Raw genomic sequence first — 23091 nt, 5'->3', positions numbered from 1 at the left:
CACATTCGTATATCGTCGTTACCCAAATCTGCAGGGTCAGAGCAGATAGGAGGAATCTGAGCATGATTGGCTATCATGTAAACATAATATTTTGAGGCCGATTTTTAGATCGGCCTGCCAGATGCCCCGAGGCGTATTGCCTCGGGGCTTATTTTGGCACGAATTTCAGTGATTCCCAAATTCGTAAGGATAAATAATGCCTACCATTCCTAGTGGAAGTTGGCAGCAACTCCGAACATTAGTCGAAGTTTTTTTAAAAGATCGCTTCGATACCAAGGCGGAAAAGCTAGCTCCCGACGATCCAAAATACCAAGCACTGGTTGAACAGTTCCAATTCGATACCTGGATCAACGATGCGGCAAGGCGCGTTGGTCAACTGCAAGTCGTCACCCACTCGCTAAAACCTATCCACCCCGATGCCAAAGGCTCCAACCTTTACGCTCCGCCCGAATCGCTACATACCCACAACCTTGTTGGCAGTCATGTACTACCCGCTAATTTTGCGGGCGATGTGGTGGGGAACGCCGCAGCCTTGGATGTTTATAAGTTCTTGAAGCTGCAGCTCGAGGGAAAATCGCTGCTTGAGCGTGCGCTAGAAAATGATAGCGAGTTTGCCAAAGCGTTAAGCGATAACCCCGAACAAGCCCAGGCGTGGATCAGCGCCTTTGCGGCGATTACCGAACCGCGTGGCGAGCACGCCTCACATACCCGAGGCAAACAGCTCTACTGGCTGGTAGGTGATGATGCCGCAGACGTAGAAAGTGATGCCGAGAATTTTCATCTATTAGCACCGCTCTATGCCACCTCGCTGGCCCACCGCGTATTTCAAACCATTAACCATGACCGCTTTAGCGAAGAGGCTAAAGAGGCACGTAAAGCTAAACGGGAGGGCAACTACGCTGAGCAACCCGTTCACAGCTACCCCAACTTGGCCGTACAAAAAATGGGCGGCACCAAGCCGCAAAATATCTCGCAGCTGAATAGCGAGCGGGGCGGTAACAACTATTTGTTGGCGTCGCTTCCGCCCAGTTGGAATGTCCGTGATATTCGCCCACCGCTAAAAGTAGCATCGGTTTTCTCCCATCCAGGCGTATTTGGCAGCCGCTCAGAAGTGCGCGCCCTTGTTAAAGACCTCAAGCGCTTTCTGGAGACCAACCCCTCTACCGACATGCACACCCGCGATTTACGTGATGACTACACCGCCATGCTGATGGATGAACTGGCGCTGTTTGCCATGCAAATGCACAGCCTACCTGCCGGGTGGAGTGCGGATGAAAAATGCGAATTGGTCGCCGAAGAAGCCTTTTGGTTAGATCCTGGCCGTGCCGAGGAAGATGCCGCTTTTCGTGAAGCACGAAACAGCGTGGAGTGGGCAGACGAGATTCGCCACCGCTTTGCTAACTGGCTCAATGCTGCGTTGGGTGAAAAGCTCCCATTAGGTGATGTGGAATTTCGCCACTGGCAGAAAACGCTGGCAAAAGATGCCACCCATCAACGCCTGCTAGATCGTGACCGCCGCTGGATGGAAAACCTAATGGAAGACTTAACCAACCTGCCAGGAGGTGATGACGATGAGTGAAGTGAAAAACCTCCTGGTTTTACCACGCCTGCGGGTACAAAACGCTAATGCGATTTCCAGCCCAATGACCTGGGGCTTTCCTGCCATGAGTGCTTTTGTGGGATTGATGCACGCCCTGGAACGCAAACTCTATGCAGCAGGCATCAACGTTTCGCTCGGTAACGTCGGCGTTATCTGCCATGACTTTGAAGCCCAGGCCACTGAAGGCGGCTATATCCGTGGTTTTCATCTCACCCGTAATCCAGTGGATAAAACTGGCGGAACGGCAGCGATTGTAGAAGAAGGGCGCATCCATCTGGATATCACGCTGATCTTCACGATTGATTCAGCCGCGGCAGAAAGTGAGCATGATGAGATTGCCAAACAAATCAGTGAGATCGTTGCAGGTATGCGTATTGCCGGTGGTAGCGTCATCCCTAACCGCGCCGTGCCAAGCCACAAGCAACGCCCGCAATGGGTCGCGCTTGATGACGATGAAGAAAAGCGGCAAAAGCAGTTCGAACGCCTAAAACGGCGCTGGCTGCCGGGCTTTGCGCTAACCCTGCGCGATGACTACCTCGCCGAGCACCACCAGACGCTGCAACAGCAGAACCCGGATGCCAGTTTGCTGGATGCGTGGCTGGATCTTTCACGGCTCAATCACCACTGCGCCCTGGAAAATGAAGGTGAATCCAACGAGAAGCCCGTTTGGCAGGCTCAGCGCCCCTATCGCGGCTGGCTGGTGCCTATCCCTGTAGGTTACGGCGCTATTTCCGATCTATTTAATCCCGGCGAAGTGGCCAATGCTCGCGATGCCAAGACTCAGTTTCGCTTTGTTGAAAGCCTCTACTCCATTGGCGAGTGGGTCAGCCCCCACCGCATGAAGCAACCGGAAGACCTGCTTTGGTACGTTGATAACGACGAAGAAGCGGGACTTTACCGACTCAATAACGATTACCACCTTCGCGCCACTGCCCAGTAAACCAGGAGCTCTATCATGGCTAAAAACGATACCCTTAAAACCGCTTCCGTCCTCGCCTTTGAACGCAAGCTTGATCCTTCCGATGCCCTGCTTTACGCCAGCAGCTGGGAAAAGCGGCAAGATAATCAGCAGTGGCAGCCGGTAGAAGTGCGCGAAAAGTCGGTGCGCGGCACCATTTCCAACCGCCTGAAAGCCAAAGACCAAGACCCCGCTAAGCTAGACGCAGCGATTGAAAATCCCAACCTGCAAACGGTGGATGTCGCCACGCTGCCCCACGATGCAGACACCTTAGTTGCTCGTTTTACGCTGCGCGTATTGGCGGGTGCCGGAACGCCTTCGGCCTGTAATAACGCCGAGTACCAAGCCAAGCTGGAACAGGCAGTTGCCGAGTATAAACAAGCGCAAGGCTTCGGCGAGCTGGCGCATCGCTATGCCAATAACCTCGCTAATGGCCGCTTTCTGTGGCGTAACCGCATGGGCGCTGAGCAAGTCGAGGTAAGCGTTCGCCAATTGGCGCAGGGTAAAGCCACCAAAGAGTGGACGTTTGATGCACTGTCGCTTTCGTTGCGGGCCTTTGAGGAGACCGCCGAGCTTAAAGAACTCGCCGGTGTTATCGCCGCCGCGTTGGTGGGGGAACAGCACTTACTGCTAGAGGTAGTGGCCTATGTGCGCGTGGGCAGTGGCCAAGAAGTGTTTCCTTCACAAGAGCTGATTCTTGAGCGGGGCCGGGGTGATAAGAGCAAAACGCTTTATCACGTCAGCAACATTGCCGGTATTCACTCGCAAAAGTTGGGTAACGCCATTCGTACCATCGACACCTGGTACCCCAATGAAAACGATGATGATCTTGGGCCGATTGCCGTTGAGCCGTATGGCTCAGTGACCACGCAGGGTAAAGCGTACCGCCAGCCCAAGCAGAAAGCTGATTTCTATTCACTCCTAGATAACTGGATGATCAAGGACCAAGTGCCTACGAAGGAAGATCAGCACTTTGTGATGGCGACCCTGATTCGCGGTGGTGTATTCGGCGAAGCGGGGTAAACCATGGATCACTATATCGACATTCGTTTAAGGCCCGATCCTGACTTTGCCCCGGCAATGTTAATGGGCGCGCTTTATAACAAGCTGCACCGGGCGCTGTTTGATTTACATGCCGAAGATGTAGGCGCCAGTTTCCCAGGCTATAAGCACGGTGTTCGCGCTCGCACACTGGGCGATCACCTTCGCTTGCATGGCACGCAAGCACGTTTGCAGCAGCTAATGAGAGCGGACTGGCTAACCGGTATGCGCGACCACACCCAGGTGAGCGAAGTGCTTGCGGTACCTGCAAATACTCAGCATATAAACGTGGCGCGTAAGCAATTTAATACGGGCAGTGAAAGCCGGGCCAAACGTTACGCCAAACGGCATGATATTTCAGAAGCAGAGGCGCGGAAGATTTATGCCAAGTTGGCTGAACGACGCATTGAGCTCCCCTTTGTGCAGATCAATAGCCGCTCCACCCAGCAGCGTTTTAGCCTGTTTATTGAACATAGCAAACCGTTGGCTTCTGCAACGGAAGGCACGTTTAGCCATTACGGCCTAAGCCCCAACGCCACGGTGCCCTGGTTTTGACCCTTTTTTCTAGCATGAAAATTGGCCACCAATAATCAACCACTTAGCGGTGTCACTCTGAAAAGGGTGATACCGCTTTTTTCGGCTAAAGCTCTTTAACAATCAGCACATTAATTTTGGTATGCTCTAGTGCGCTGCCGCCCAGGCAGCTCAGAAAACATAAGTTCCGCGCTTACGTGGCTGGTTTCGGTGCGCTGCCGCCCAGGCAGCTCAGAAATGACCGTCGCAAGCGCGACATCGACAACTATGGTGCGCTGCCGCCCAGGCAGCTCAGAAAATTGGCGGCGCGGCCAAAGCGGCCCTTGTAAAGTGCGCTGCCGCCCAGGCAGCTCAGAAATGCAGTATGACGGAATCGATATTTCAGGCTGCGTGCGCTGCCGCCCAGGCAGCTCAGAAACTGGAAGCCCGCGACCGGCTGCGCCGCTTGGCGTGCGCTGCCGCCCAGGCAGCTCAGAAATAACCTCTGCGACCAAAACGCGACCACAATGAGTGCGCTGCCGCCCAGGCAGCTCAGAAAGATTCAAGCTGTAGACCGTGGCAATTTTAAATGTGCGCTGCCGCCCAGGCAGCTCAGAAAAGCCGATGGCCGCGCCGCAGCGTGAAACCGCCGTGCGCTGCCGCCCAGGCAGCTCAGAAAAATAGCCGCAGCGGCGCGCAGATTTCAGCAGCGTGCGCTGCCGCCCAGGCAGCTCAGAAATGTTCGGCGCAAAGCGTGTGCATGGCTTCATGGTGCGCTGCCGCCCAGGCAGCTCAGAAAACCTTCCAACAGGAGCAGCAGGAAGGCGAGATGTGCGCTGCCGCCCAGGCAGCTCAGAAAACCAAATCAGCTCACCGCGTATGTCGGTGGTTGTGCGCTGCCGCCCAGGCAGCTCAGAAAAGCTCACCATCGAAGCGCCGCGCATCGATAACGTGCGCTGCCGCCCAGGCAGCTCAGAAATACCACGGGTTGTCCGAACTGCAACGTGCGGTGTGCGCTGCCGCCCAGGCAGCTCAGAAAGTCATTGCTGCGGTGAAAGCGGTATGAGTAGCGTGCGCTGCCGCCCAGGCAGCTCAGAAAACACTCCTTCAACCCGCCACCAGTGCCAGCTTGTGCGCTGCCGCCCAGGCAGCTCAGAAATATTAAGCGTGACCATGACTACTAACAGTCAAGTGCGCTGCCGCCCAGGCAGCTCAGAAATTAATGGCACTGACAGCACAGCAGCGAGCGAAGTGCGCTGCCGCCCAGGCAGCTCAGAAAAAGACGTGCCCGACGCCATTGATGACCGCGAAGTGCGCTGCCGCCCAGGCAGCTCAGAAAAGCCTCTAGAGCCGCGTCCGCTCGCTTAATGAGTGCGCTGCCGCCCAGGCAGCTCAGAAACCACCAGTTCCAGCCAGCACGGACCGCGTCAAGTGCGCTGCCGCCCAGGCAGCTCAGAAATACCTGCAAACCATCCGCCAGGAGCTAGACAGGTGCGCTGCCGCCCAGGCAGCTCAGAAATTTGACGGCACGGTGACCAGCTCGGTCGATTCGTGCGCTGCCGCCCAGGCAGCTCAGAAAAGAAACGAAAAGCCCGGCGCTGCTGGGGAGCAGTGCGCTGCCGCCCAGGCAGCTCAGAAACGATACCGACGACCTGACTGAAGCGCTGGCCAGTGCGCTGCCGCCCAGGCAGCTCAGAAAAGTTCAGCAGGTCGCGTCCTGTACGTCCCTGAGTGCGCTGCCGCCCAGGCAGCTCAGAAACGTTATAAGCACGGATAGAAACAGCGGTTGAAGTGCGCTGCCGCCCAGGCAGCTCAGAAATCCTGATTAGTTCAGGATGCTAAAAAGGGGCCGTGCGCTGCCGCCCAGGCAGCTCAGAAATCCCATAGAATAAGAACCCCCACCATCAATACGTGCGCTGCCGCCCAGGCAGCTCAGAAAATGAAGAAGGCGACTGGAACACGAAGCGCTCAGTGCGCTGCCGCCCAGGCAGCTCAGAAAATATATTCGCTTGGACGTAGGCCGGTCCAGAAGTGCGCTGCCGCCCAGGCAGCTCAGAAACAGCCGCAATCCTGACAGTGCATTTGCATAGCGTGCGCTGCCGCCCAGGCAGCTCAGAAAAAAACGAGCTAGAGCGTTTGGGTAGTGTCTCTGTGCGCTGCCGCCCAGGCAGCTCAGAAAAAGGTAGCACGCAGTGAGCCACCTGATCTCGGGTGCGCTGCCGCCCAGGCAGCTCAGAAATATCCGTTCTGGAACGGCGCTATGTTCAACAAGTGCGCTGCCGCCCAGGCAGCTCAGAAATCATCAAACGCCGCCCGCACGTCAACCACCTCGTGCGCTGCCGCCCAGGCAGCTCAGAAAGCTACCCTCTCGCGCGTAAGCCGCGCAGCATTGTGCGCTGCCGCCCAGGCAGCTCAGAAATGCGATAGTGAGGCCTAAAGCCTGCTGGCTCGGTTCGCTGCCGCCCAGGCAGCTCAGAAATGTTCAAGCGCCCAGGCGTAGGCATCCTGCTCGTGCGCTGCCCAGGTAGCTCAGGTAAACGTCAACGAAGCGCAGAAGTATGGGTGAGAGTACGCTGCCGTCCAGGCAGTTTTGCTAGATTTAAGATGTGTACTGGTAGTATCGCTGTGCGGTGCTTTCGGGGTGCGCTAGCGCTCATGCCAAGCTACAAGTGACGTGCATTGGGCGAGTAAGTGGTTAGGCCTGACTGCTTTCATGCGATTTAGTGCTCGACAGGTTGAAACGTTACCGCTTCATCGAAACTGTACATACACTTTTCTGGAAAAGCGTGCAGCTCGCTATCGGTCTCAATCGCTGCTGCGCGGCGTGCATCTTCGTACGCTTCGCTCATCAGTTCAGGTAATGATGCTTTTAGGCTGGGGTTGTCGTTCAGTAAGCGATTCGTTTTGGCTTGGGCATCAATGATCGTCAACCGCCAGCTACGTGAGCGGCGTTCGGGCTGGTGATCCCATTTCAGCAGGTGCATTAACAGACGAGCCAATTGGCTGACCAGCGCGCGCCGTTCGCTTTTGCCCATGCTCTCAATCTCCTCGGCGAGGTGCTCAAGATCAAGTTGCTCCAGTTTCCCCGCCCGCAGTAGCCCAGCTTGCTCAAGGGCCCAGGCATAGGCATCGTGTTCATAATGTACGGCCATAGTGATACTCCTCTAAAACCGCTAAACCACTTTGCATTTGTTTAGTGTAAACGCAAGAAGACAACAGGCGACAATATTGAAGTGAGTATAAATTTACATGGTGGCTTCTGTTAACTGTTGCTAACGCGGAGTGTGAGGATAGTTTGCCTGCCACCTTAGGTGATTAATTTGCGCTGTAGCTCAGGCAGCTCAGAAAGATGTGGGAGTTCGAGTCTCCCCATCCGCAATAAATATGATAAGTGCCTTTGGTATTGCTGCGCGTAATCGCAAGGCCATCAATGTGGTTGCGATTACGCTACTCAAGAATGGCTGCTTGGCTATTCAAATTCACACAAAAAAGCCATCGCGTTGGATGGCCTCTGTTACTGAAATCAGGAACGCGCTAACGTGTTAATCTTCTTTTGGTGGTGTTTCCATGGCGCGTTTGTCGTCGGGTACTCGCACGATGTGGCCGACTTCGAGCTTGCTGTGGCGTTGGTGGCGGCCGCCGTTGGTGTCGATGATGGCGACAACTTCGCCAATGCTGACAGCGTCATCTTCGCGGTACGCTTCTACTTTGATGCGTACCATCATGCCCTGGAAACGTGCGGAAATAATATCGCCTGGGTCGGGTGCCCTGTGGTCGGGGTCGTTTTTAAAGTATTCCACTACGCTGGCGCTGCCGGGTTCGTCCCATTCAATATGTTGATGCATTGTGGTCTTCCTTGTCGTGTTGGATGTTGCTTCAGTGTAGTGCGTTCAGCTGCTTACTTCCTCAGTGCTGGCGGTGCTTTCTAAACCGCTTGGGCTTGCTGCCTCTACTCGCGCTTCATTGGCTTGTTTTTCATTCTGCTGTTCAATCTGTTCTTCCATTTGCGTTTCAACCTGTGCTTCAGCTTGTTTTTCAATTCCCGCTACGCTGTTTGTTTGCCCCACGTATTGAAACAGGAAGTTGAGCGCGGCGGGTAGGCTGGCGCGCCAAACCTGCCATGTGTGGCCGCCGGGGTAAAGGTCGAGCCTTACGGCGTTGGGTTGAATGCGCTCCATGGCTTGGCGGAGTAAGCGGGCGTGAAATTCTGCGTCGTAAACGTCGCTGCGCCCGGCGCTGATATACAGTGGTACGGGGGGAAGGTCGCCTTCTTCATCGGTGCCGCGGGGGGTGACGCGCAGGCGGTATTCTTCTAAATGGGCGGTGTAGTTGAGGGTTTCCCAAAGCTCGCGGTCAAATTGCCCCTGGTCATTTATAAAGGCTGGGTGGCGCCAGGCGGAGGAGTTGCGCGGTGGTAGGGGGGCGTAGCTTGCGGGGCTAAGCGCCGCGACGGCAGCAAATAAATCGGGCCGTTCTAGGGCGAAGTTAAGCGCGCCGTAGCCACCGGCGGAAAGCCCCGCTACGCCACGTAGGTGGCGTTCTTGCCCAACGCGATAGGTAGCTTCCACGTGGGGCATTAGGTCATTAAAAAAAGCGCTACGGGCGGGTTCGTTGTGGCCATCTACCCACCAGCTGCGGCTACCGGGCATAATGAAAACTGCTGGGGGGATATGCCCTGCGCGAATTAACCTGTCGGCTACCTGTTGAAGATTGCCGCGGGAAACCCAGTCGCGGTCGGTGCCAAAAGAGCCGTGCAGCATGTAAATGACGGGGTAGGGCGTGGTCGCCTGGGTGTCATAATTATCAGGTAAATACACGCTATAGGGGTAGTCGTAACCGAGGGTGGGTGAGGAAAAATGATGATGCTCAACGTCGCTTGCCAAGCTTTGCCCGCTGAGTGTTAGCCACCCAATAAAAGTGGTGAGTAGGGTGCGAAACCGGTAGGAGAGGAAAGGTGGCTTTGGGATGAACACGTTTTCTCCAGAATTAAACTAGTTTAATAAAATCGGACAGCGCGGCGGCACTGGTTGTTCATCGTAGCTATGCAGACTCGTTATGCCGAGCAGTTACACAAAGTAGTTATGCAGGATAGCAGGTTAGGCGTATGTAGCGGCGGGAGGCCCAATGCGAAAAGTTGAAGAGATCTATTGGTTGCGCGCTTACGGCTGTATAGCCGTTTTTTTGTTTCATTTATTAGATCACGTCAATCAACGCCTCGATAATGTCGCCACTGATTTAATGCGCCTGCCGCTGGTGCTGGGTACGCCAATATTTCTGTTTATATCGGTCTTTGTGTTTGCTGTTCGCTACGATAAATCCGTGCCGGAGGGGTTTCTTATTCAGCGCGTAAAGTATGTGATGGTGCCGTACTTTGTGTATGGCTTTATTTATTCCACCGCTGAATGGTTAAGCCAACAGGCGTCGGATGAGCCGGTGGGGTTCGTGGCTAATGCTATCGAGTATTACGTTTATGCGGGCTGGCATGGCTATTTTTTGATCATTGCGATGCAGTTTTACGTGGCTTATTGGCTGTTTACCCGCTGGCAGCTGTGGCGATTGAATCCGGTGCCATGGTTGTGGGGTGCCTGCGTTATCAGCATGGCGTATTGGGGGCTGGCTTATTGGTTTGATGTTGATTTGCCCGGCTACCTGCTGTGGATCGCCCCGCTGGGGTGGATCTATGTGTTTTTCCTGGCGCTGGTGCTAGTGCGCTACTACCCGCTAGCCCCAGAGGGCGTACTCGCTGAGCGGCCCACCTGGATGCAGCAATTGGCGCACCCGGCGTGGTTGGTGCTATTGGTGGCGCTAATTATAGCGGCGACGTTTGCGGGTTGGCTGGCGTTTTCATCCAAAGAGGTGTGGGTGATTCCATTCTTCGTGCTGTTTACGCTTTGCGCCATGCGTTATTTGGCTGGGCGCCCGGCGCCGTTGTGGGTGCGCCACATCAATGCGTATTCGTTTGGGATTTACTTGGCCCACCCCATGTTCTTTGTGCTTGCCGATCTGGTGGTTGAGCCTTTGTCGTTGCCGATTGGCGTGTATGCGCTGGTACTCATCGTCGTGGGACTCGCCGGGTCGGTGGCCCTTAATAAATTGGCGAATACCACCACGCTGGGAGCGATGCTGTTTGGCAAGCGCTTGAAGGTTCGTTAATGGGAAAATGTTAGTGCATAAATCGAAAGGCACGGCTTACCGCTTCGATGTGTAAGCGAGATCCGGGTCGTTAGGCAGCATGGCGGATGGGTATTCATCGGCCTGGCTAAGCAAGCGGCCGCTGTACGTTTTTAGGCGAGTGGGGCAGTCATGCAAGCGCTGTAAAAAATCGTCAATCGCGCTGGCGTCATCCAGCTCAGGATCAAATCCACCTAAGCGCTCAAGCCAGGCCCGCCTGACGGCGATGTAGGGCGGTAACAGCAGCGTGCTTGCCAATAAGCGGCGCAGGATGCGTTTGGCTAATGATGGCTGAGCAAGGCCAACAATTAAGGCATCAAGGCTGTAGGTGTTCAATTGCGGGTAGAGTGAGCCCCAGAGGCTGGCAGGCAGTGGCTGTTTCTGCAGCGCAATAATTAACCACTCAGCTTGGCTGGCAAAGGCTGCTTTATTGAGGCGTGCGCCTAGTGGTAGCTTGGGGGTGATCAAGCAATGAGTGTGGTAACGCTGCTCAATCGAGCTGAGACGCGCATGGGCTTGCGTGCTCGTTACCAAAATGGGCAGCAAGTGGTCGGCTACGCCAGAATCACGTATGGATTTTAAGTGGCGTGGCAACATGTTACCCGTCACCATGGCATCAACGATAAAGCAAACCGATCCCATTTGCCGACTCCGATTGTGAGCAAATCTATCAAATTGTAATTTATTGTAGTAGCTGGCTTATTTGCGTAGCAAGTAAAAAAACTTGCGAGCCAAAAAAGAGGGCTCACTATTATTTATGCACTTTATTGGCGCATAAGGCATTATTTTTGCTCTGTATTGGTGCGTCATGCCTTTCTTAAACAGCTTCCGGACCTGTATTTAGCCGCTTTGCGTCATCAAGAGGCATCCTGATCCACTTTTTAACAGTTATAAAACAATTGGTTGCTGTTTTTCTATGCCATATTGGTGCAGAGTTGGCATGCTCTCTGCATTATATTTGCAAGCGGCTAGCGGGCCGTAGGCATAAGTCCTACGACGTGCTAAAACGATAGCCGGTTTGAAATGCTCGCTGAGCGATTTGTTCACTAATGTCAGGCAAACGTTGAGCGAACAAGAATGACAAACGTGCGGTTTAGCGCGTATTTTGTCGAACAACACATTTATCGGTAGCTTACAGTCGTTAGCTTTAAGCCACGCTCATACCGGAGGACTCTATGTCAGCCAAGACTCTCGCGCTAATTGAAGAACATGATGTTAAGTGGGTAGATCTGCGTTTCACCGACACACGCGGCAAAGAACAGCACGTTACTGTGCCTGCTCGCGATGTGAACGAAGAATTCTTTGAGAATGGCCAGATGTTTGATGGCTCTTCTATCGAAGGTTGGAAGGGCATTAACGAATCCGACATGATTCTGCGCCCGGAAGATGGCACTGGCTATCTCGACCCCTTCACCGAAGATGCGACGCTGGTGCTGCGCTGCGACATCATCGAGCCGGCCACTATGCAGGGCTACGATCGTGACCCGCGCTCCATCGCTAAGCGCGCTGAAGCTTATCTAGAGTCTACTGGCCTGGGCGACACCGCGTTTTTCGGTCCTGAGCCTGAATTCTTTATTTTTGACGAAGTACATTGGAAGTCTGACATTCAGGGCTCCATGTACAAAATCACGTCTGACGAAGGCGCCTGGGCGACCAATAGCCAGGTAGAAGGCGGCAACCTGGGCCACCGCCCGCGCGTTAAAGGCGGCTACTTCCCGGTTCCCCCGGTTGATAGCTTCCACGATATTCGTGGCGCGATGTGTAACACCCTGGAAGCGATTGGTCAGACTGTCGAGGTTCACCACCACGAAGTTGCCAACGCGGGTCAGAACGAAATCGGCGTTAAATTCAACACGCTGGTGAAGAAAGCTGACGAAGTTCAGGAAATGAAGTACGTGATCCACAATGTGGCGCACGCGTATGGCAAAACGGCGACCTTTATGCCGAAGCCGCTGGTAGGCGACAACGGTTCTGGTATGCACGTTCACCAGTCGTTCTGGAAAGGTGGTGAGAACCAGTTCGCCGGTGACGAGTACGCTGGCCTGTCTGAAATGGCGCTTTTCTACATCGGCGGCATCATCAAGCACGCTCGTGCATTGAACGCCTTCACTAACGCTTCGACTAACTCTTACAAGCGTCTGGTGCCAGGCTTTGAAGCGCCGGTAATGCTGGCCTACAGTGCCCGCAACCGTTCTGCTTCAATCCGTATTCCTTACACCGCTAGCCCGAAAGGCAAGCGCGTTGAGGCTCGCTTCCCTGATCCGACTGCCAACCCGTACCTGGCATTCTCTGCCATGTTGATGGCCGGTATCGACGGTATCAAGAACAAGATCCATCCTGGCGATGCTATGGATAAAAACCTGTACGACCTGCCACCAGAAGAAGGCAAGCTAGTACCGACCGTAGCGCACAGCCTGGATCAAGCACTGGAAGCCCTCGATGCTGACCGTGCGTTCCTGACCGAAGGTGGCGTGTTCACCGACGAAATGATCGATGCTTACATCGAACTCAAGATGGAAGAAGTGGAGCGTATCCGTATGACGACGCACCCCATCGAGTTTGATATGTACTACAGCTGCTAATCAGCGCTTTTAGCACCTAGCTGCTACCATCACCCTGGCGGTGGTAACAGTTGATAAAGACGCAGTTGATCAAAATAGTATCAAAACCCCGCTTCGGCGGGGTTTTGTCGTTATTGAGGTTGTGACAAGTGTGAGGAGCGGTATGGGCAAGCTAACCACGTGCGCGATCAGCTTCTTGATGGCTGCTGCACTGAGCATCGAGGCGACCATCATTTCAGGTGCCGCTTTCGGGCAGACGGTTTTCAGGGTCATTGATGAGCACGGTAACGTTACGTTTACCGATAACCCTGGCCGCGGCGGTGAGGCGTTGGAATTGGCACCGTTGCCAAGCCTACCACCTGGGTTAAGCGCGGCTACGGCCAGTGTGGCAACGCCCGCTACTGAGCGCCCACGTGGCAAGCCAGGGCAGCCTTTTATGCCTTATGACCACTTTTCGATTGCGCTGCCCCAGCAAGGCGCACGGCTGCCGGAGCGAAGCACCGCGGTGGAAGTGGCCATTGCGCCTCCGCTGCGCGATGACCACCAAGTGCGGCTGATAGTGAATGGAGAGATTAGCCAGACCGCGCTGCACAGTGATGTTTTCTGGTTAACAGGGCTTCCTGTGGGGCAGCACGAGCTTCAAGCAGAGCTATTGGATAGTAGCCAACGTTTACAGCATCGCACGCCCGCAGTGACGATTACGGTTCCTTAGACCGGGTGGTTAAAATCTCGAATGCACTAAATTGGTGCGGTTGTGGAGGCATTTGGCGCGGTGATTGCGCTAAAACGATCCATCTTCTTTTATTGCTATGCCCGCAAGCCGTGCAACTAGGCATAAATGCATAATTGGCGCGCTTTTTGCAGTTCCCTCATTGATTATCCACCTGTAGGTCTGCAACGGCGATGGAAGACGTAATTTCTCAGGACACCACCATGCATCAGCGTTTGCTTGAACATCTCACCACGGCGGTACTGCTGCTGGACGGCGAGCTGCGTGTGCGCTGGATGAACCCTGCCGCTGAAGCCTTACTAGCGGTTAGCTTAAGCCGCGTTCACGGCATCAGCCTAGATACGCTTCTGGGCGGTGTTGACAGCATCGATGAGGTATTGGCTAAAGCGCGGGATGCGTTTCATCCTTACACCCAGCGAGAAGCGCGTATTACGCCGCTGAACAGTGAGCCGCTGACGGTCGACTACACTGTAACGCCGCTATCGGACGACGAGTTACTGTTAGAAGTGGAGCCGCGGGATCGGTTGATGCAGATCTCGCGTGAAGAGGCGCTAACCACTCGCCAAGAAACCATCAAGATATTGGCCCGTGGGCTTGCTCACGAAGTGAAAAATCCGCTCGGCGGGATTCGTGGTGCTGCACAGCTGTTAGAACGGGATTTAGACGATCCGGCGCTGCGCGAATATACCCATATCATTGTGGAAGAGGTGGATCGGCTGCGCGACTTGGTCGACTCCATGCTGGGTCCTAACCGAGTGCTTAAGCATGAGCCGGTCAATATTCACCGGGTGTTGGAGCGTGTACGCGCGCTGTTAATTGCCGAGCATCCCAGCGTTGTTATTAGCCGCGATTATGACCCCAGTTTGCCCGACCTTTCCGGCGATGAATCTCAGATGATTCAAGCGGTCCTCAACGTGGCGCGCAACGCCGTGCAAGCCATGAGCGATGCGCAAACCCCTGAACCTACCTTAATACTGCGCACCCGCGCCCGGCGTCAGTTTACCCTCGGGGCGGAACGCCACCGTTTAGTCAGTGAAGTCTCGGTGATTGATAACGGCCCAGGCATTCCCGATACGCTGCAGGAAACGCTGTTCTACCCGATGGTATCAGGACGCGCAGAAGGCAGTGGCCTTGGGTTATCGATCGCCCAGTCGATTTTGCACCAACATCAAGGATTGATTGAATGCGACTCACGACCCGGACATACCGAATTTCGTTTACTGATTCCATTGGTAATAATTTTACCGGAGAAGCGTCATGACTGAGGCTACACGTACCGATGTTGCGCGGGTGGTGATTGTCGATGACGACCGCGCTATCCGCTGGGTGCTGGAACGCGCCCTGGCGCAGCCCGATCTCGATGTTGAGTGTATTGAGCGTGCAGATACAGCCCTTGCGCGTTTACTCGAAAGCCCTCCTGACGTGCTGGTCACCGACATTCGTATGCCAGGCATCGACGGCCTGGACTTAATGGCGAGAGTACGCGAGGCGCATCCCGATCTACCGGTGATCGTGATGACCGCGCATTCCGACCTAGACAGCGCCGTCGCCTCCTATCAGGGCGGGGCGTTTGAATACCTGCCTAAACCGTTTGACGTTGATGAAGCCCTGGCGCTGGTGCGCCGCGCGGTGGCCCACGCCCGGGAACGCCAACGACCGGTCGTCGTGCCGGAAGGCTTAAACGCTGAGATTATTGGTGAAGCGCCCGCAATGCAGGAGGTGTTTCGCGCCATTGGCCGTCTTTCTCACTCGCATATCACGGTGTTAATCAACGGGGAATCGGGGACGGGTAAAGAGCGCGTTGCCCAGGCGCTGCATCAGCATAGCCCGCGTGCCGGTAAACCCTTTATCGCGTTGAACATGGCGGCGATTCCTCGCGACTTGATCGAATCGGAGCTGTTTGGCCATGAGAAGGGCGCTTTTACCGGGGCGGCACAGCAGCGCCAAGGGCGGTTTGAGCAGGCCAACGGCGGCACACTGTTTTTAGACGAAATAGGCGATATGCCATCGGAAACCCAAACGCGCCTGCTGCGCGTGCTGGCGGATGGTGAGTTCTATCGCGTCGGGGGGCATACGCCGGTCAAAGTGGACGTGCGTATCATCGCCGCTACTCACCAAAATCTAGAAGTGCTGGTGGATGACGGCCGCTTCCGAGAGGATTTGTTCCACCGCCTGAACGTGATTCGTATCCACCTGCCGAAACTGGCTGAAAGGCGCGAAGATATACCACGTTTAACCCGACATTTTCTGGCCGAAGCGGCGAAAGAGCTGACTACCGATATCAAAGTGCTGACCAGTGAAGCGGAAGCCCACCTAACGCGCTTGCCGTGGCCCGGTAACGTGCGGCAGTTGGAAAATATCTGCCGGTGGCTGACGGTTATGGCGTCGGGGCGTGAAATCCTTGTTGAAGATTTGCCGCAGGAACTGCGCTCGCCAAGCGCTTCCGAAAGTAGCGCTCATGGTGATTGGCGTACGGCGTTTCGCGACTGGGCGGATCATGCCTTGGCCGAAGGCCATACGCATCTTTTGGAAGAGGCGGTACCCGATTTTGAGCGGATTCTGATTGAAACCGCTTTAAAACATACCGGTGGGCGCAAAGGTGAAGCCGCTGAACTGCTTGGCTGGGGGCGCAATACATTGACCCGCAAATTAAAAACGCTGCTGCCAGCACTGGCTGACGAGTAAAGGCTAAACAGTCGTTACTGCTCTAGGCGTTTAATCTCAGCCAATATCGCCTCAGCCTCTTCGGTAAGGGTGGCATTGGCGCGCATATCGCCGTTACGAGACGCTTCCATCGCGGCTTGCAGTTTACGCTCATAATTTTGCTGGAGTTTCTTTTTGGGGTCGCGCTTAAACATGCCAAACATAAGCAATTTCCTCACTATCTGGTTTTTGTGTACACCATTTGTATAGGTTTTGGTTGCTTGTGTCGAATGTTTGTTTTGATCAGCGGTTATGCGTCGTTCTGAGAGTCCGCGCTGCATTGACATAGAAAGCGCTCAAAATCGACCAAAATGGTGTCGAGGCTGGCGTGTAAGCGGTGATCATCGTCCACCATTCTCAGCGACAGCCGCTGCAGGCGAGCACGTTCAATCACTGGTTCAGGGGCAACGATATCATCGCGCCAGCCGTGAACAATGTGCGTGTGGCGTGCCTGGATGGTGGGCGACGTTTCAGGGTAGGCGGCTATGCCTAACGCGGGGGCTAACAAAAAACAGCCTAATACGGGCTGCTGAGCGCTGACGGCCGCGCTTAGCCACCCGCCCAGGCTTGAACCTGCCAGTACACAGTGGGCAGGATCATCACCGCGCTCGGCTATCACCTGTAAAAGATGCTGAAGACGTTGCTGGGGCTCTGCCATGCCTCGATAGTCCATCACCACGGGCTCACAATCATCTAGTTTTTCAGCAACGCCTTTTAGTGCCTGGATTTTAAGTGCCTCTGGGCCGCTCTCTAGGCCGTGGGATAAGTAAACAGTCATCATCACGTTTAGCTCGCTGAGCGTTGGATAGCTTCTCCACCCTGTTCGATATCCTCACCAGCACCCCGAATGGTATTGCAACCACTTACCAACAGAAGTGTGGTCATGACGAGTATGGCAAGCGCAATAGTACGTTTCATAGCGGTTTCCTCAAAGGCATGGGCGTGCGTCAAACATTGATAGAGCTATCTGGACACTTTTTAAAGCAAAGCCTTTTTATAGCAAAGTGGGAAGGTTCGTTAGCAAAAATAATCGCTGTTGCGCCGTTTCGCCATCATTTTAATGTGTTTCAGCTAGATAGATGTGTCTTGATAACGTGTGCTTATGTCGCATGTGCCAGTTCTACACATCAAAAGTGCAGGGAAATTAGCCTATTTGGAAATGTTTGTTGTTTTTAAGTTATTGTTTTTAATTATTAATATTGATTATTGGCATGGCTTGGCGCAGTCCCTGCAGCTACTGAGTAGTTGCTTAGAAGTTCAGTTGTTTAGCTCTAGCCGTTTAGATAATTGTTATTAGTAACTAAGTGAGTGGGTTGAGAGACAAAAGGAAGGCAGGACGCCGAAAGACAAACAGGAAGTTAAAGGACAATCCGCCCACTCACTGGTTGCAGCGCAAGGAGGCGCTGTTCATCAGACCAAGGAGTGGAATCGGTGCAAAACGACCATCTCGTAAAAACGGGGTGGTCTTTTTGCGTGCGTAAGATATTATAAGCGATTGATTTTTATATGTTTTAAAATTTAGCTTTCTGCATCGCTTTTGTACACACAGCTCTCGTACAGATAAAACCTGTGTTTTAGTCTATCCTTTCGATAAAACCAAATGTAGCGGTTAGAAAACGTCAACGTAACGACCGCACACGAACAGGGACAAGATTATGGCGATGGCATTGATGTTATGCATGTTTGTTTTGTTCTTAGGGTTTTCGGGGGTGGGTGTGTATATGATGTTTAAGACATCTTTCATGGCCACTATGGACGAGCGCGATGACATGCCCCCCGACATTTAACCAACTGCTCTAACCATAACAATTATTTAAAAATAACTAAAATGCCCGCGTCAGCGGGCATTTTGCGTTATTGCTTCCAACGGCCTTTGCTTCGCTCAGGCACCATACGCTCGAAATAGAGCAAGCCAAATGCAAGTCAGCCCACGGTTAATAAGCGGTAAAAATAAGTCGGAAGAAAATGGCCTACCCCATCCAATAAAGGCTGACCAAGGCAAAGGCATAGCCCAATGCAGCGCCTGCCAGTACATCACTCACATAGTGCAGCCCCAGCCCGACGCGGGAGATCGCAATCAGTAGGGATAGCGGTAGGATCACCGGTAGTAGCCAGGGGGTGTGAGCGGCTACTAATACGCTAAACATCACCGCATGCATGGTGTGGCCGCTGGGAAAACTATAACGATCACGTGCCGGTTCACAGCACAGGATGCCCTCGCTATAGGTGATAAAGGGCCGCTCACGACAGAGTCGTGTTTTTACCAGGCGATATACAGCTATGGCAAACAGCGCAATAACGCTGTACTGCATCAACCGCCACGAGCCGTTTGGTTGAAGCCAGGGCTGGGCCAGAATCAGCAGCACCCATACCGGCCAATCACCTAAGCGGCTGGCAGCTTGCAGAGTAATGCGCCAGGGGCGATACAGCGAGAGCCGCGATATGCGCTGGCATAATTGCCACTCTAGTAAATCAAGACGGTCGAATACGACAAGCGGACGCGGGCGCATGGTGAGCCTCCTGGGCTTGGTGTAAATAACGCAGAAACTGCTCTGCAATCCCTGTCCAGCTCTGCTCAAGTGCACGTAAACGCGCTACTCGACCTAGGCGCGCGTAGTCAGCGGGGTGCTGGCACAGCTCGACCGCTGCCTGCTGAAAGGCAGCGCTATTGCCAGCGGGAACGGTAATACCGTTATAGCCACTATTAATGAGTTCGGCGCTGGCAGCATGTTCATAAGCCACCACGGCTAAGCCGCTGGCCATTGCTTCTGCGACCACATTCCCCCAGGTTTCTGAAAGTGAGGGGAAAATAAACAGATCGGCACTGGCATAGTGGCGAGCCAGCGATTCCTGCCCCACGAAGCCGGTGAAATGCGCGTCCGGCAGTGCTTTTTCCAGCTGTGCCCGCGCAGGGCCGTCGCCTACGATGACCTGAGCGATATCGGGACGCACTTCACGCATGGCTTGAAGGCTTTCATGGAGCAGGGTGAGGTTTTTTTCGGCGGCTAACCGACCAACATAAAGTGCGACCGGCTGATGTTCGCCTACGCCCCAGCGCTGGCGCAATTGTGTATCACGATGGGCAGGCGAGAAGCGCTCTCCGTCTAGCCCACGTGAAAGTACATGGATATCCCGGATCCCTTGCTGTTGAAGCGTATTAGCTTGCTGATGGGTAGGCACTAACGTTAGGTCGCAGCCATTATGAAAGTAGCGAAGGTAGCGCCGTGTGGTCGATGCCAGCCAAGTAACACCATAATCTTCGCAGTAGTGATCAAAGTTCGTGTGCCAACCCGCCACTAGAGGGATATTGAGCCGCCGTGCCGCTTGACGAGCAGCCCAGCCGAGCGGGCCCTGGGTGGCTAAGTAGATAACATCAGGGCGATGTTGGTCCCAAAAGCGCCGTAATGTGGCGGGTGTGACTAATCCCACCTGAACATCGGAATAGCCGGGTAAAGCAAGGCGCTGCACTTGCAGTTCGCTGTTCACCCCCGTTGCATGACTAGGGGTTCTTGGGCGAGGACGAATAACATCAACCGGCACTCCTTGCCGACGAAGTTCGTAGCTTAACCGGCTCAGCGTATGGGCAACGCCATTAATATCCGGTGACCATGTTTCACTGACGATGCAGAGCCGCATAAGCGATCCATCCCTTTATCACGTTTTTATGCAGTGTGGGCAGAGTGAATGACACTGCCGAGTCAAACGGATGAACAAGCGATGACAACGTGGTAAGGAATGATAACGAACGGCAATGCCATGATTGTCAGAAAGCCAATCGCGCGATTATCACCTAGGCTGGGTAGGGCGCACTATGAATGGCAACAGGGAGACCAAAATGAAACCGACAGTGGTAATTACGGGAGCCAAGCGCGGTGTAGGTTTAGCGCTGGCAGGGCACTATTTTGATGCTGGGTGGCAGGTTATAGGCGTCTGTCGGCAGTCGTCAGAAGAGCTCGATCGCGTGGCTGATCAAGTGATTGAGAACATTGATGTTACCCAGCCAGATGATATCGTCCGCCTGGTAACGGCGCTCGACGGGCAAGCGATCACGCTGTTAATTAACAATGCAGGCATGCTGCGTGATGAATCGCTTGGCAATATCGATTTCGACAGTATTCGCGAGCAAATGGAAATTAACGCCTATGCGCCGTTGCGGGTGGTCGAGGCGCTGCTCCCCAACCTTGCCGAAGGCAGCAAAATCGCCAATATCACTAGCCGAATGGGCTCAATTGCTGATAACGACTCCGGTGGGCGCTATGGTTATCGAGCCTCTAAAGCAGCGCTGAATGCGTTTGGTAAATCGCTGGCAGTAGATCTAAAGCCCAAAGGTATTGCGGTGGCCCAGCTTCACCCAGGCTATGTGCAAACACGCATGGTCAATTTTGGTGGCTTAATAAGCCCGCAAGAAGCTGCTTTAGGCATTGCTGCCCGTATTGAAGCGCTGACACTAGATAACAGTGGTGGGTTCTGGCATAGCAATGGTGAGCTTCTTTCCTGGTGATTGTTGCGGGACATAAAAAGCATCCTTTGGTTGCACCGTTGTCATTCGCCAGGATAGCGAATCGGTATCTACACTCGTAACTCCGATAATGGGTTCAAGGAGGAATGCGATGAAAATGTATTTACGTTTCGGCGCTATGATCGTGACGGCGACCGTGATCATGTTGGGGTTGATGTACCTGAACACTTACCAGTTAGACCATGTCACTTTCAGTGAAACCCGTACTTACATGGCTATTGTCATGGGGGCCACGATGGCAGTGGTCATGCTGGGTTTCATGCTTGATATGTACTCCAAAAAGGGCGTGAACCTGGCTATTTTGGTGGGCAGCATCGTGGTCTTTGCCGGGGCGCTGTGGCTGGTGCGTAGCCAGCAGACGGTGGATGATGTTTCCTATATGAAGGCGATGATTCCGCATCACTCTATTGCCATTCTGACCAGTGAGCGTGCTCAGATAACCGATCCCCGCGTACGTGAACTCGCCGACTCAATTATCGAGACCCAGCGGGAAGAGATCGCAGAAATGAAAGCATTAATAGCGGATCTTGAAGGTGAGTAATAACGCTTATTGAAACCGCTACTGGTGGGCAGGTTGGCACAAGATTGTCGAAATTCAGTTGGCGGGTAGTCGGTCGGATATTGGCTTGGAAGGCGCTATGCCATCGGTTCACGCATAGCGCTTCCAACTATTATGTCGGGCGGTGCCCTGTCACTCCTCATCAATGATACTTTTAAAACCACCGAAAATGAGTCGCTTGCCATCAAACGGCATTGGATTAACGTCCATCTGCAAGCGCGGGTCTTGCATGACTTTGGCCATTCCTTCATCACGCACGGCCCGCGATGGCCACTCTATCCAGGAAAAGATGATGCTTTCGCCATCCTTGCGTTTGACCGCCATGGAAAAGGAGGTCACTTCCCCTTCGGGGACATCGTCTTCCCAGCACTCCACGACCCGCAGTGCGCCGTGCTCCTTGAAAACAACAGCCGCGGCACGGGCATGCTCAATAAACGCATCTTTATTAGCGCTGGGCACGGCAGCGACGAAACCATCCACATAAGGGTGTGTAAGCTTGCTCATGGCTGCTCTCCTATTACTGTTTTACTGTGCTTTAGGGGGAGTTCTCGAACGGGGCGTACCTCAATACTGCCCAGCCGGGCTGGTGGGATGCGGCTAGCCAGCTGCAGCGCCTCATTCAAGTCGTGGGCTTCGAGCAGGTAGAAACCGGCCAACTGCTCCTTGGTTTCCGCAAATGGGCCATCGGAGATTAACGTCTCGCCATCGCGCACGCGCACGGTGGTGGCGGTCTCCGTCGGTTGTAACGGCTGTCCGGCCAGGTAGTGGCCGCTGGCGCTCAGGCGCTCAACCCCAGCAATGCATTCCTGGTTGAGGTCGTGCCACTCCTGTTCGCTCATGGCGTTGATAATCTGTTCTTGGTAATAGACCAGCGCAACGTACTTCATGGGGAGTCTCCTTCTGTGGCCAAGGGACAGTTGTCTGACGAGACATTTACCATCCAGCCGACGCCAAAACGGTCGGTTGCCATGCCGAACCCTGGTGACCAGAAGGTCGCTTCGAACGGCATGATGATCTTTCCACCCTCCGCTAGCTGAGCAAAGGTTCGTGCGGCCTGCTCGATATCTTGATACTCCAATTGAACCTCTACCCCTTGCGGTGGTGTATAGCAGTCAGCTGCCAGATCCGCGCCCATCAAGCGGCGTCCACGCAGGTTCAACGAGGCATGAATGATGCGGTCATGGAGTTCCGGCGGTGAGTGTTCAACTGCGGGCGTTTCAGCGTAGGTCAACAGGCACTCCAGCTGCCCTCCAGTGACATCGGCATAGAACTGCATGGCCTCCCGGCAGGTGCCGGGAAAGGCAACGTGCACGTTCATGGCATTCGGTACACGAGCAAGGTTGCGGTGCTGCTCGAGTCCGGCACCGGGCTCAAAATCCTCCAGCGAGAAGTAGCGCCGCAGCTCCAGGGTCACGTTGCCATCGGCATCCTGGGTGGGCCACTGCTGGGCCCACTCAATGGCCGCCTGTAGGGAGGGGACTTCGAGCACACTGTAACCGGCAATACGCTCACTGGCTGGATACAAAGGCCCGGGGATGATGGTGGGCTCACCGTTTTTGAAACGGATCAGACACCCGTCACTGGTCGGGCGTAAGCCATCGCCGTTTAAAAACACACCTGCCTCGGTCATGCGCTGGTTATAAGCAGCCATGGCGGCAAACATTTCCTGGGATGGCATAGCGCCATTCTCGGTGTCGGCATCGGCACGGCGTATCAGCATGAATTTCATTGAGAGC

The 23091-nt window shown here is 54.2% G+C and carries 23 protein-coding genes and 1 CRISPR repeat array; of the genes, 11 read left to right on the top strand and 12 right to left on the bottom strand.

The window, feature by feature from the left end; genetic code table 11:
* The first annotated feature begins 196 nt into the window (after positions 1 to 196).
* The 4 genes from csy1 to cas6f are packed head-to-tail and all read left to right on the top strand — an operon-like array spanning position 197 to position 4154.
* Positions 197 to 1579, top strand: coding sequence for a type I-F CRISPR-associated protein Csy1 (gene csy1, locus HUO07_RS09455; RefSeq protein WP_101147093.1), 1383 nt, complete (start codon positions 197 to 199; stop codon positions 1577 to 1579).
* Positions 1572 to 2540 (top strand): type I-F CRISPR-associated protein Csy2, encoded by a 969-nt coding sequence (gene csy2, locus HUO07_RS09450; protein ID WP_101147092.1) that lies wholly within the window; start codon positions 1572 to 1574, stop codon positions 2538 to 2540. Before csy1 ends, csy2 begins: the two co-directional genes overlap by 8 nt.
* Positions 2541 to 2555: 15 nt before the next feature.
* Entirely contained in the window at positions 2556 to 3581 is a 1026-nt protein-coding gene (gene csy3, locus HUO07_RS09445; protein WP_101147091.1) for a type I-F CRISPR-associated protein Csy3, read from the top strand.
* Between the two features lie 3 nt (positions 3582 to 3584).
* Positions 3585 to 4154, top strand: coding sequence for a type I-F CRISPR-associated endoribonuclease Cas6/Csy4 (cas6f, locus tag HUO07_RS09440; protein ID WP_101147090.1), 570 nt, complete (start codon positions 3585 to 3587; stop codon positions 4152 to 4154).
* 129 nt (positions 4155 to 4283) lie between these two features.
* Positions 4284 to 6591: a CRISPR direct-repeat array (repeat unit 28 nt; unit sequence GTGCGCTGCCGCCCAGGCAGCTCAGAAA).
* Positions 6592 to 6832: 241 nt separating this feature from the next.
* Here cas6f and HUO07_RS09435 read toward each other — a convergent pair.
* The 3 genes from HUO07_RS09435 to HUO07_RS09425 all read right to left on the bottom strand — a co-directional run bounded on the left by HUO07_RS09435 (position 6833) and on the right by HUO07_RS09425 (position 9085).
* Complete coding sequence (locus HUO07_RS09435; protein WP_101147089.1) at positions 6833 to 7264, bottom strand: DUF29 domain-containing protein; 432 nt, start codon at positions 7262 to 7264, stop codon at positions 6833 to 6835.
* Between the two features lie 390 nt (positions 7265 to 7654).
* On the bottom strand, positions 7655 to 7957 hold the full coding sequence (locus HUO07_RS09430) for a hypothetical protein (protein ID WP_176303375.1): 303 nt from the start codon (positions 7955 to 7957) through the stop codon (positions 7655 to 7657).
* A 45-nt stretch (positions 7958 to 8002) separates the two neighbouring features.
* Positions 8003 to 9085 (bottom strand): alpha/beta hydrolase, encoded by a 1083-nt coding sequence (locus tag HUO07_RS09425; RefSeq protein WP_340162497.1) that lies wholly within the window; start codon positions 9083 to 9085, stop codon positions 8003 to 8005.
* Positions 9086 to 9236: 151 nt separating this feature from the next.
* Between HUO07_RS09425 and HUO07_RS09420 the strand changes: the two genes are divergently transcribed.
* The gene (locus HUO07_RS09420; RefSeq protein WP_176303374.1) at positions 9237 to 10265 is read left to right on the top strand and encodes an acyltransferase family protein; all 1029 of its coding nucleotides are present in this window, start codon (positions 9237 to 9239) and stop codon (positions 10263 to 10265) included.
* 36 nt (positions 10266 to 10301) lie between these two features.
* Here HUO07_RS09420 and HUO07_RS09415 read toward each other — a convergent pair whose 3' ends face one another.
* Entirely contained in the window at positions 10302 to 10925 is a 624-nt protein-coding gene (locus HUO07_RS09415; RefSeq protein WP_035564125.1) for a hypothetical protein, read from the bottom strand.
* A gap of 533 nt (positions 10926 to 11458) precedes the next feature.
* On the opposite strand from HUO07_RS09415, the gene glnA reads away from it, so the two are divergent.
* From glnA to ntrC, 4 genes are all read left to right on the top strand, one after another.
* Positions 11459 to 12865 (top strand): glutamate--ammonia ligase, encoded by a 1407-nt coding sequence (gene glnA / locus HUO07_RS09410; protein ID WP_008956934.1) that lies wholly within the window; start codon positions 11459 to 11461, stop codon positions 12863 to 12865.
* Positions 12866 to 13007: 142 nt separating this feature from the next.
* Positions 13008 to 13556 carry a DUF4124 domain-containing protein gene (locus HUO07_RS09405; protein WP_176303373.1) on the top strand — a complete coding sequence of 183 codons (549 nt, stop codon included), beginning with the start codon at positions 13008 to 13010 and terminating at the stop codon, positions 13554 to 13556.
* Positions 13557 to 13777: 221 nt separating this feature from the next.
* Entirely contained in the window at positions 13778 to 14839 is a 1062-nt protein-coding gene (glnL, locus tag HUO07_RS09400; protein WP_035586359.1) for a nitrogen regulation protein NR(II), read from the top strand.
* A complete protein-coding gene (gene ntrC, locus HUO07_RS09395) occupies positions 14832 to 16259 on the top strand; it encodes a nitrogen regulation protein NR(I) (RefSeq protein ID WP_176303372.1) in 1428 nt (475 codons plus the stop codon). Before glnL ends, ntrC begins: the two co-directional genes overlap by 8 nt.
* Before the next feature lie 14 nt (positions 16260 to 16273).
* Here the strand turns inward: ntrC and HUO07_RS09390 are convergent, their stop codons facing one another.
* The 5 genes from HUO07_RS09390 to HUO07_RS09370 all read right to left on the bottom strand — a co-directional run bounded on the left by HUO07_RS09390 (position 16274) and on the right by HUO07_RS09370 (position 19913).
* Complete coding sequence (locus HUO07_RS09390) at positions 16274 to 16441, bottom strand: DUF6435 family protein (RefSeq protein WP_144408617.1); 168 nt, start codon at positions 16439 to 16441, stop codon at positions 16274 to 16276.
* A gap of 86 nt (positions 16442 to 16527) precedes the next feature.
* Positions 16528 to 17058, bottom strand: coding sequence for a YqiA/YcfP family alpha/beta fold hydrolase (locus HUO07_RS09385; RefSeq protein WP_176303371.1), 531 nt, complete (start codon positions 17056 to 17058; stop codon positions 16528 to 16530).
* 5 nt (positions 17059 to 17063) lie between these two features.
* Positions 17064 to 17195, bottom strand: coding sequence for an entericidin A/B family lipoprotein (locus HUO07_RS09380; protein ID WP_008956940.1), 132 nt, complete (start codon positions 17193 to 17195; stop codon positions 17064 to 17066).
* Positions 17196 to 18247: 1052 nt separating this feature from the next.
* Positions 18248 to 18787, bottom strand: a complete 540-nt coding sequence (locus HUO07_RS09375) for a phosphatase PAP2 family protein (protein WP_176303370.1) — start codon at positions 18785 to 18787, stop codon at positions 18248 to 18250.
* Positions 18750 to 19913, bottom strand: a complete 1164-nt coding sequence (locus HUO07_RS09370; RefSeq protein ID WP_176303369.1) for a glycosyltransferase family 4 protein — start codon at positions 19911 to 19913, stop codon at positions 18750 to 18752. Before HUO07_RS09370 ends, HUO07_RS09375 begins: the two co-directional genes overlap by 38 nt.
* Positions 19914 to 20112: 199 nt before the next feature.
* Between HUO07_RS09370 and HUO07_RS09365 the strand changes: the two genes are divergently transcribed.
* The gene (locus HUO07_RS09365) at positions 20113 to 20778 is read left to right on the top strand and encodes an SDR family oxidoreductase (RefSeq protein WP_176303368.1); all 666 of its coding nucleotides are present in this window, start codon (positions 20113 to 20115) and stop codon (positions 20776 to 20778) included.
* Positions 20779 to 20887: 109 nt separating this feature from the next.
* Positions 20888 to 21337: a DUF305 domain-containing protein gene (locus HUO07_RS09360; protein ID WP_176303367.1), complete on the top strand. Its 450-nt coding sequence runs from the start codon at positions 20888 to 20890 to the stop codon at positions 21335 to 21337.
* A gap of 150 nt (positions 21338 to 21487) precedes the next feature.
* Here HUO07_RS09360 and HUO07_RS09355 read toward each other — a convergent pair whose 3' ends face one another.
* From HUO07_RS09355 to HUO07_RS09345, 3 genes are read right to left on the bottom strand one after another with little or no spacing between them, the layout of a single operon-like run.
* Complete coding sequence (locus tag HUO07_RS09355) at positions 21488 to 21859, bottom strand: DUF1428 domain-containing protein (protein ID WP_176303366.1); 372 nt, start codon at positions 21857 to 21859, stop codon at positions 21488 to 21490.
* Positions 21856 to 22242 carry a YciI family protein gene (locus tag HUO07_RS09350; protein ID WP_176303365.1) on the bottom strand — a complete coding sequence of 129 codons (387 nt, stop codon included), beginning with the start codon at positions 22240 to 22242 and terminating at the stop codon, positions 21856 to 21858. The genes HUO07_RS09355 and HUO07_RS09350 overlap by 4 nt, the downstream gene beginning before the upstream one ends.
* The gene (locus HUO07_RS09345) at positions 22239 to 23084 is read right to left on the bottom strand and encodes a YciI family protein (protein WP_176303364.1); all 846 of its coding nucleotides are present in this window, start codon (positions 23082 to 23084) and stop codon (positions 22239 to 22241) included. Before HUO07_RS09345 ends, HUO07_RS09350 begins: the two co-directional genes overlap by 4 nt.
* Between the last annotated feature and the right edge of the window lie 7 nt (positions 23085 to 23091).

This window comes from Vreelandella maris (genome assembly GCF_013371085.1).
GTDB lineage: Bacteria > Pseudomonadota > Gammaproteobacteria > Pseudomonadales > Halomonadaceae > Vreelandella > Vreelandella maris.
This window is presented reverse-complemented; position numbering and strand designations above follow the sequence as displayed.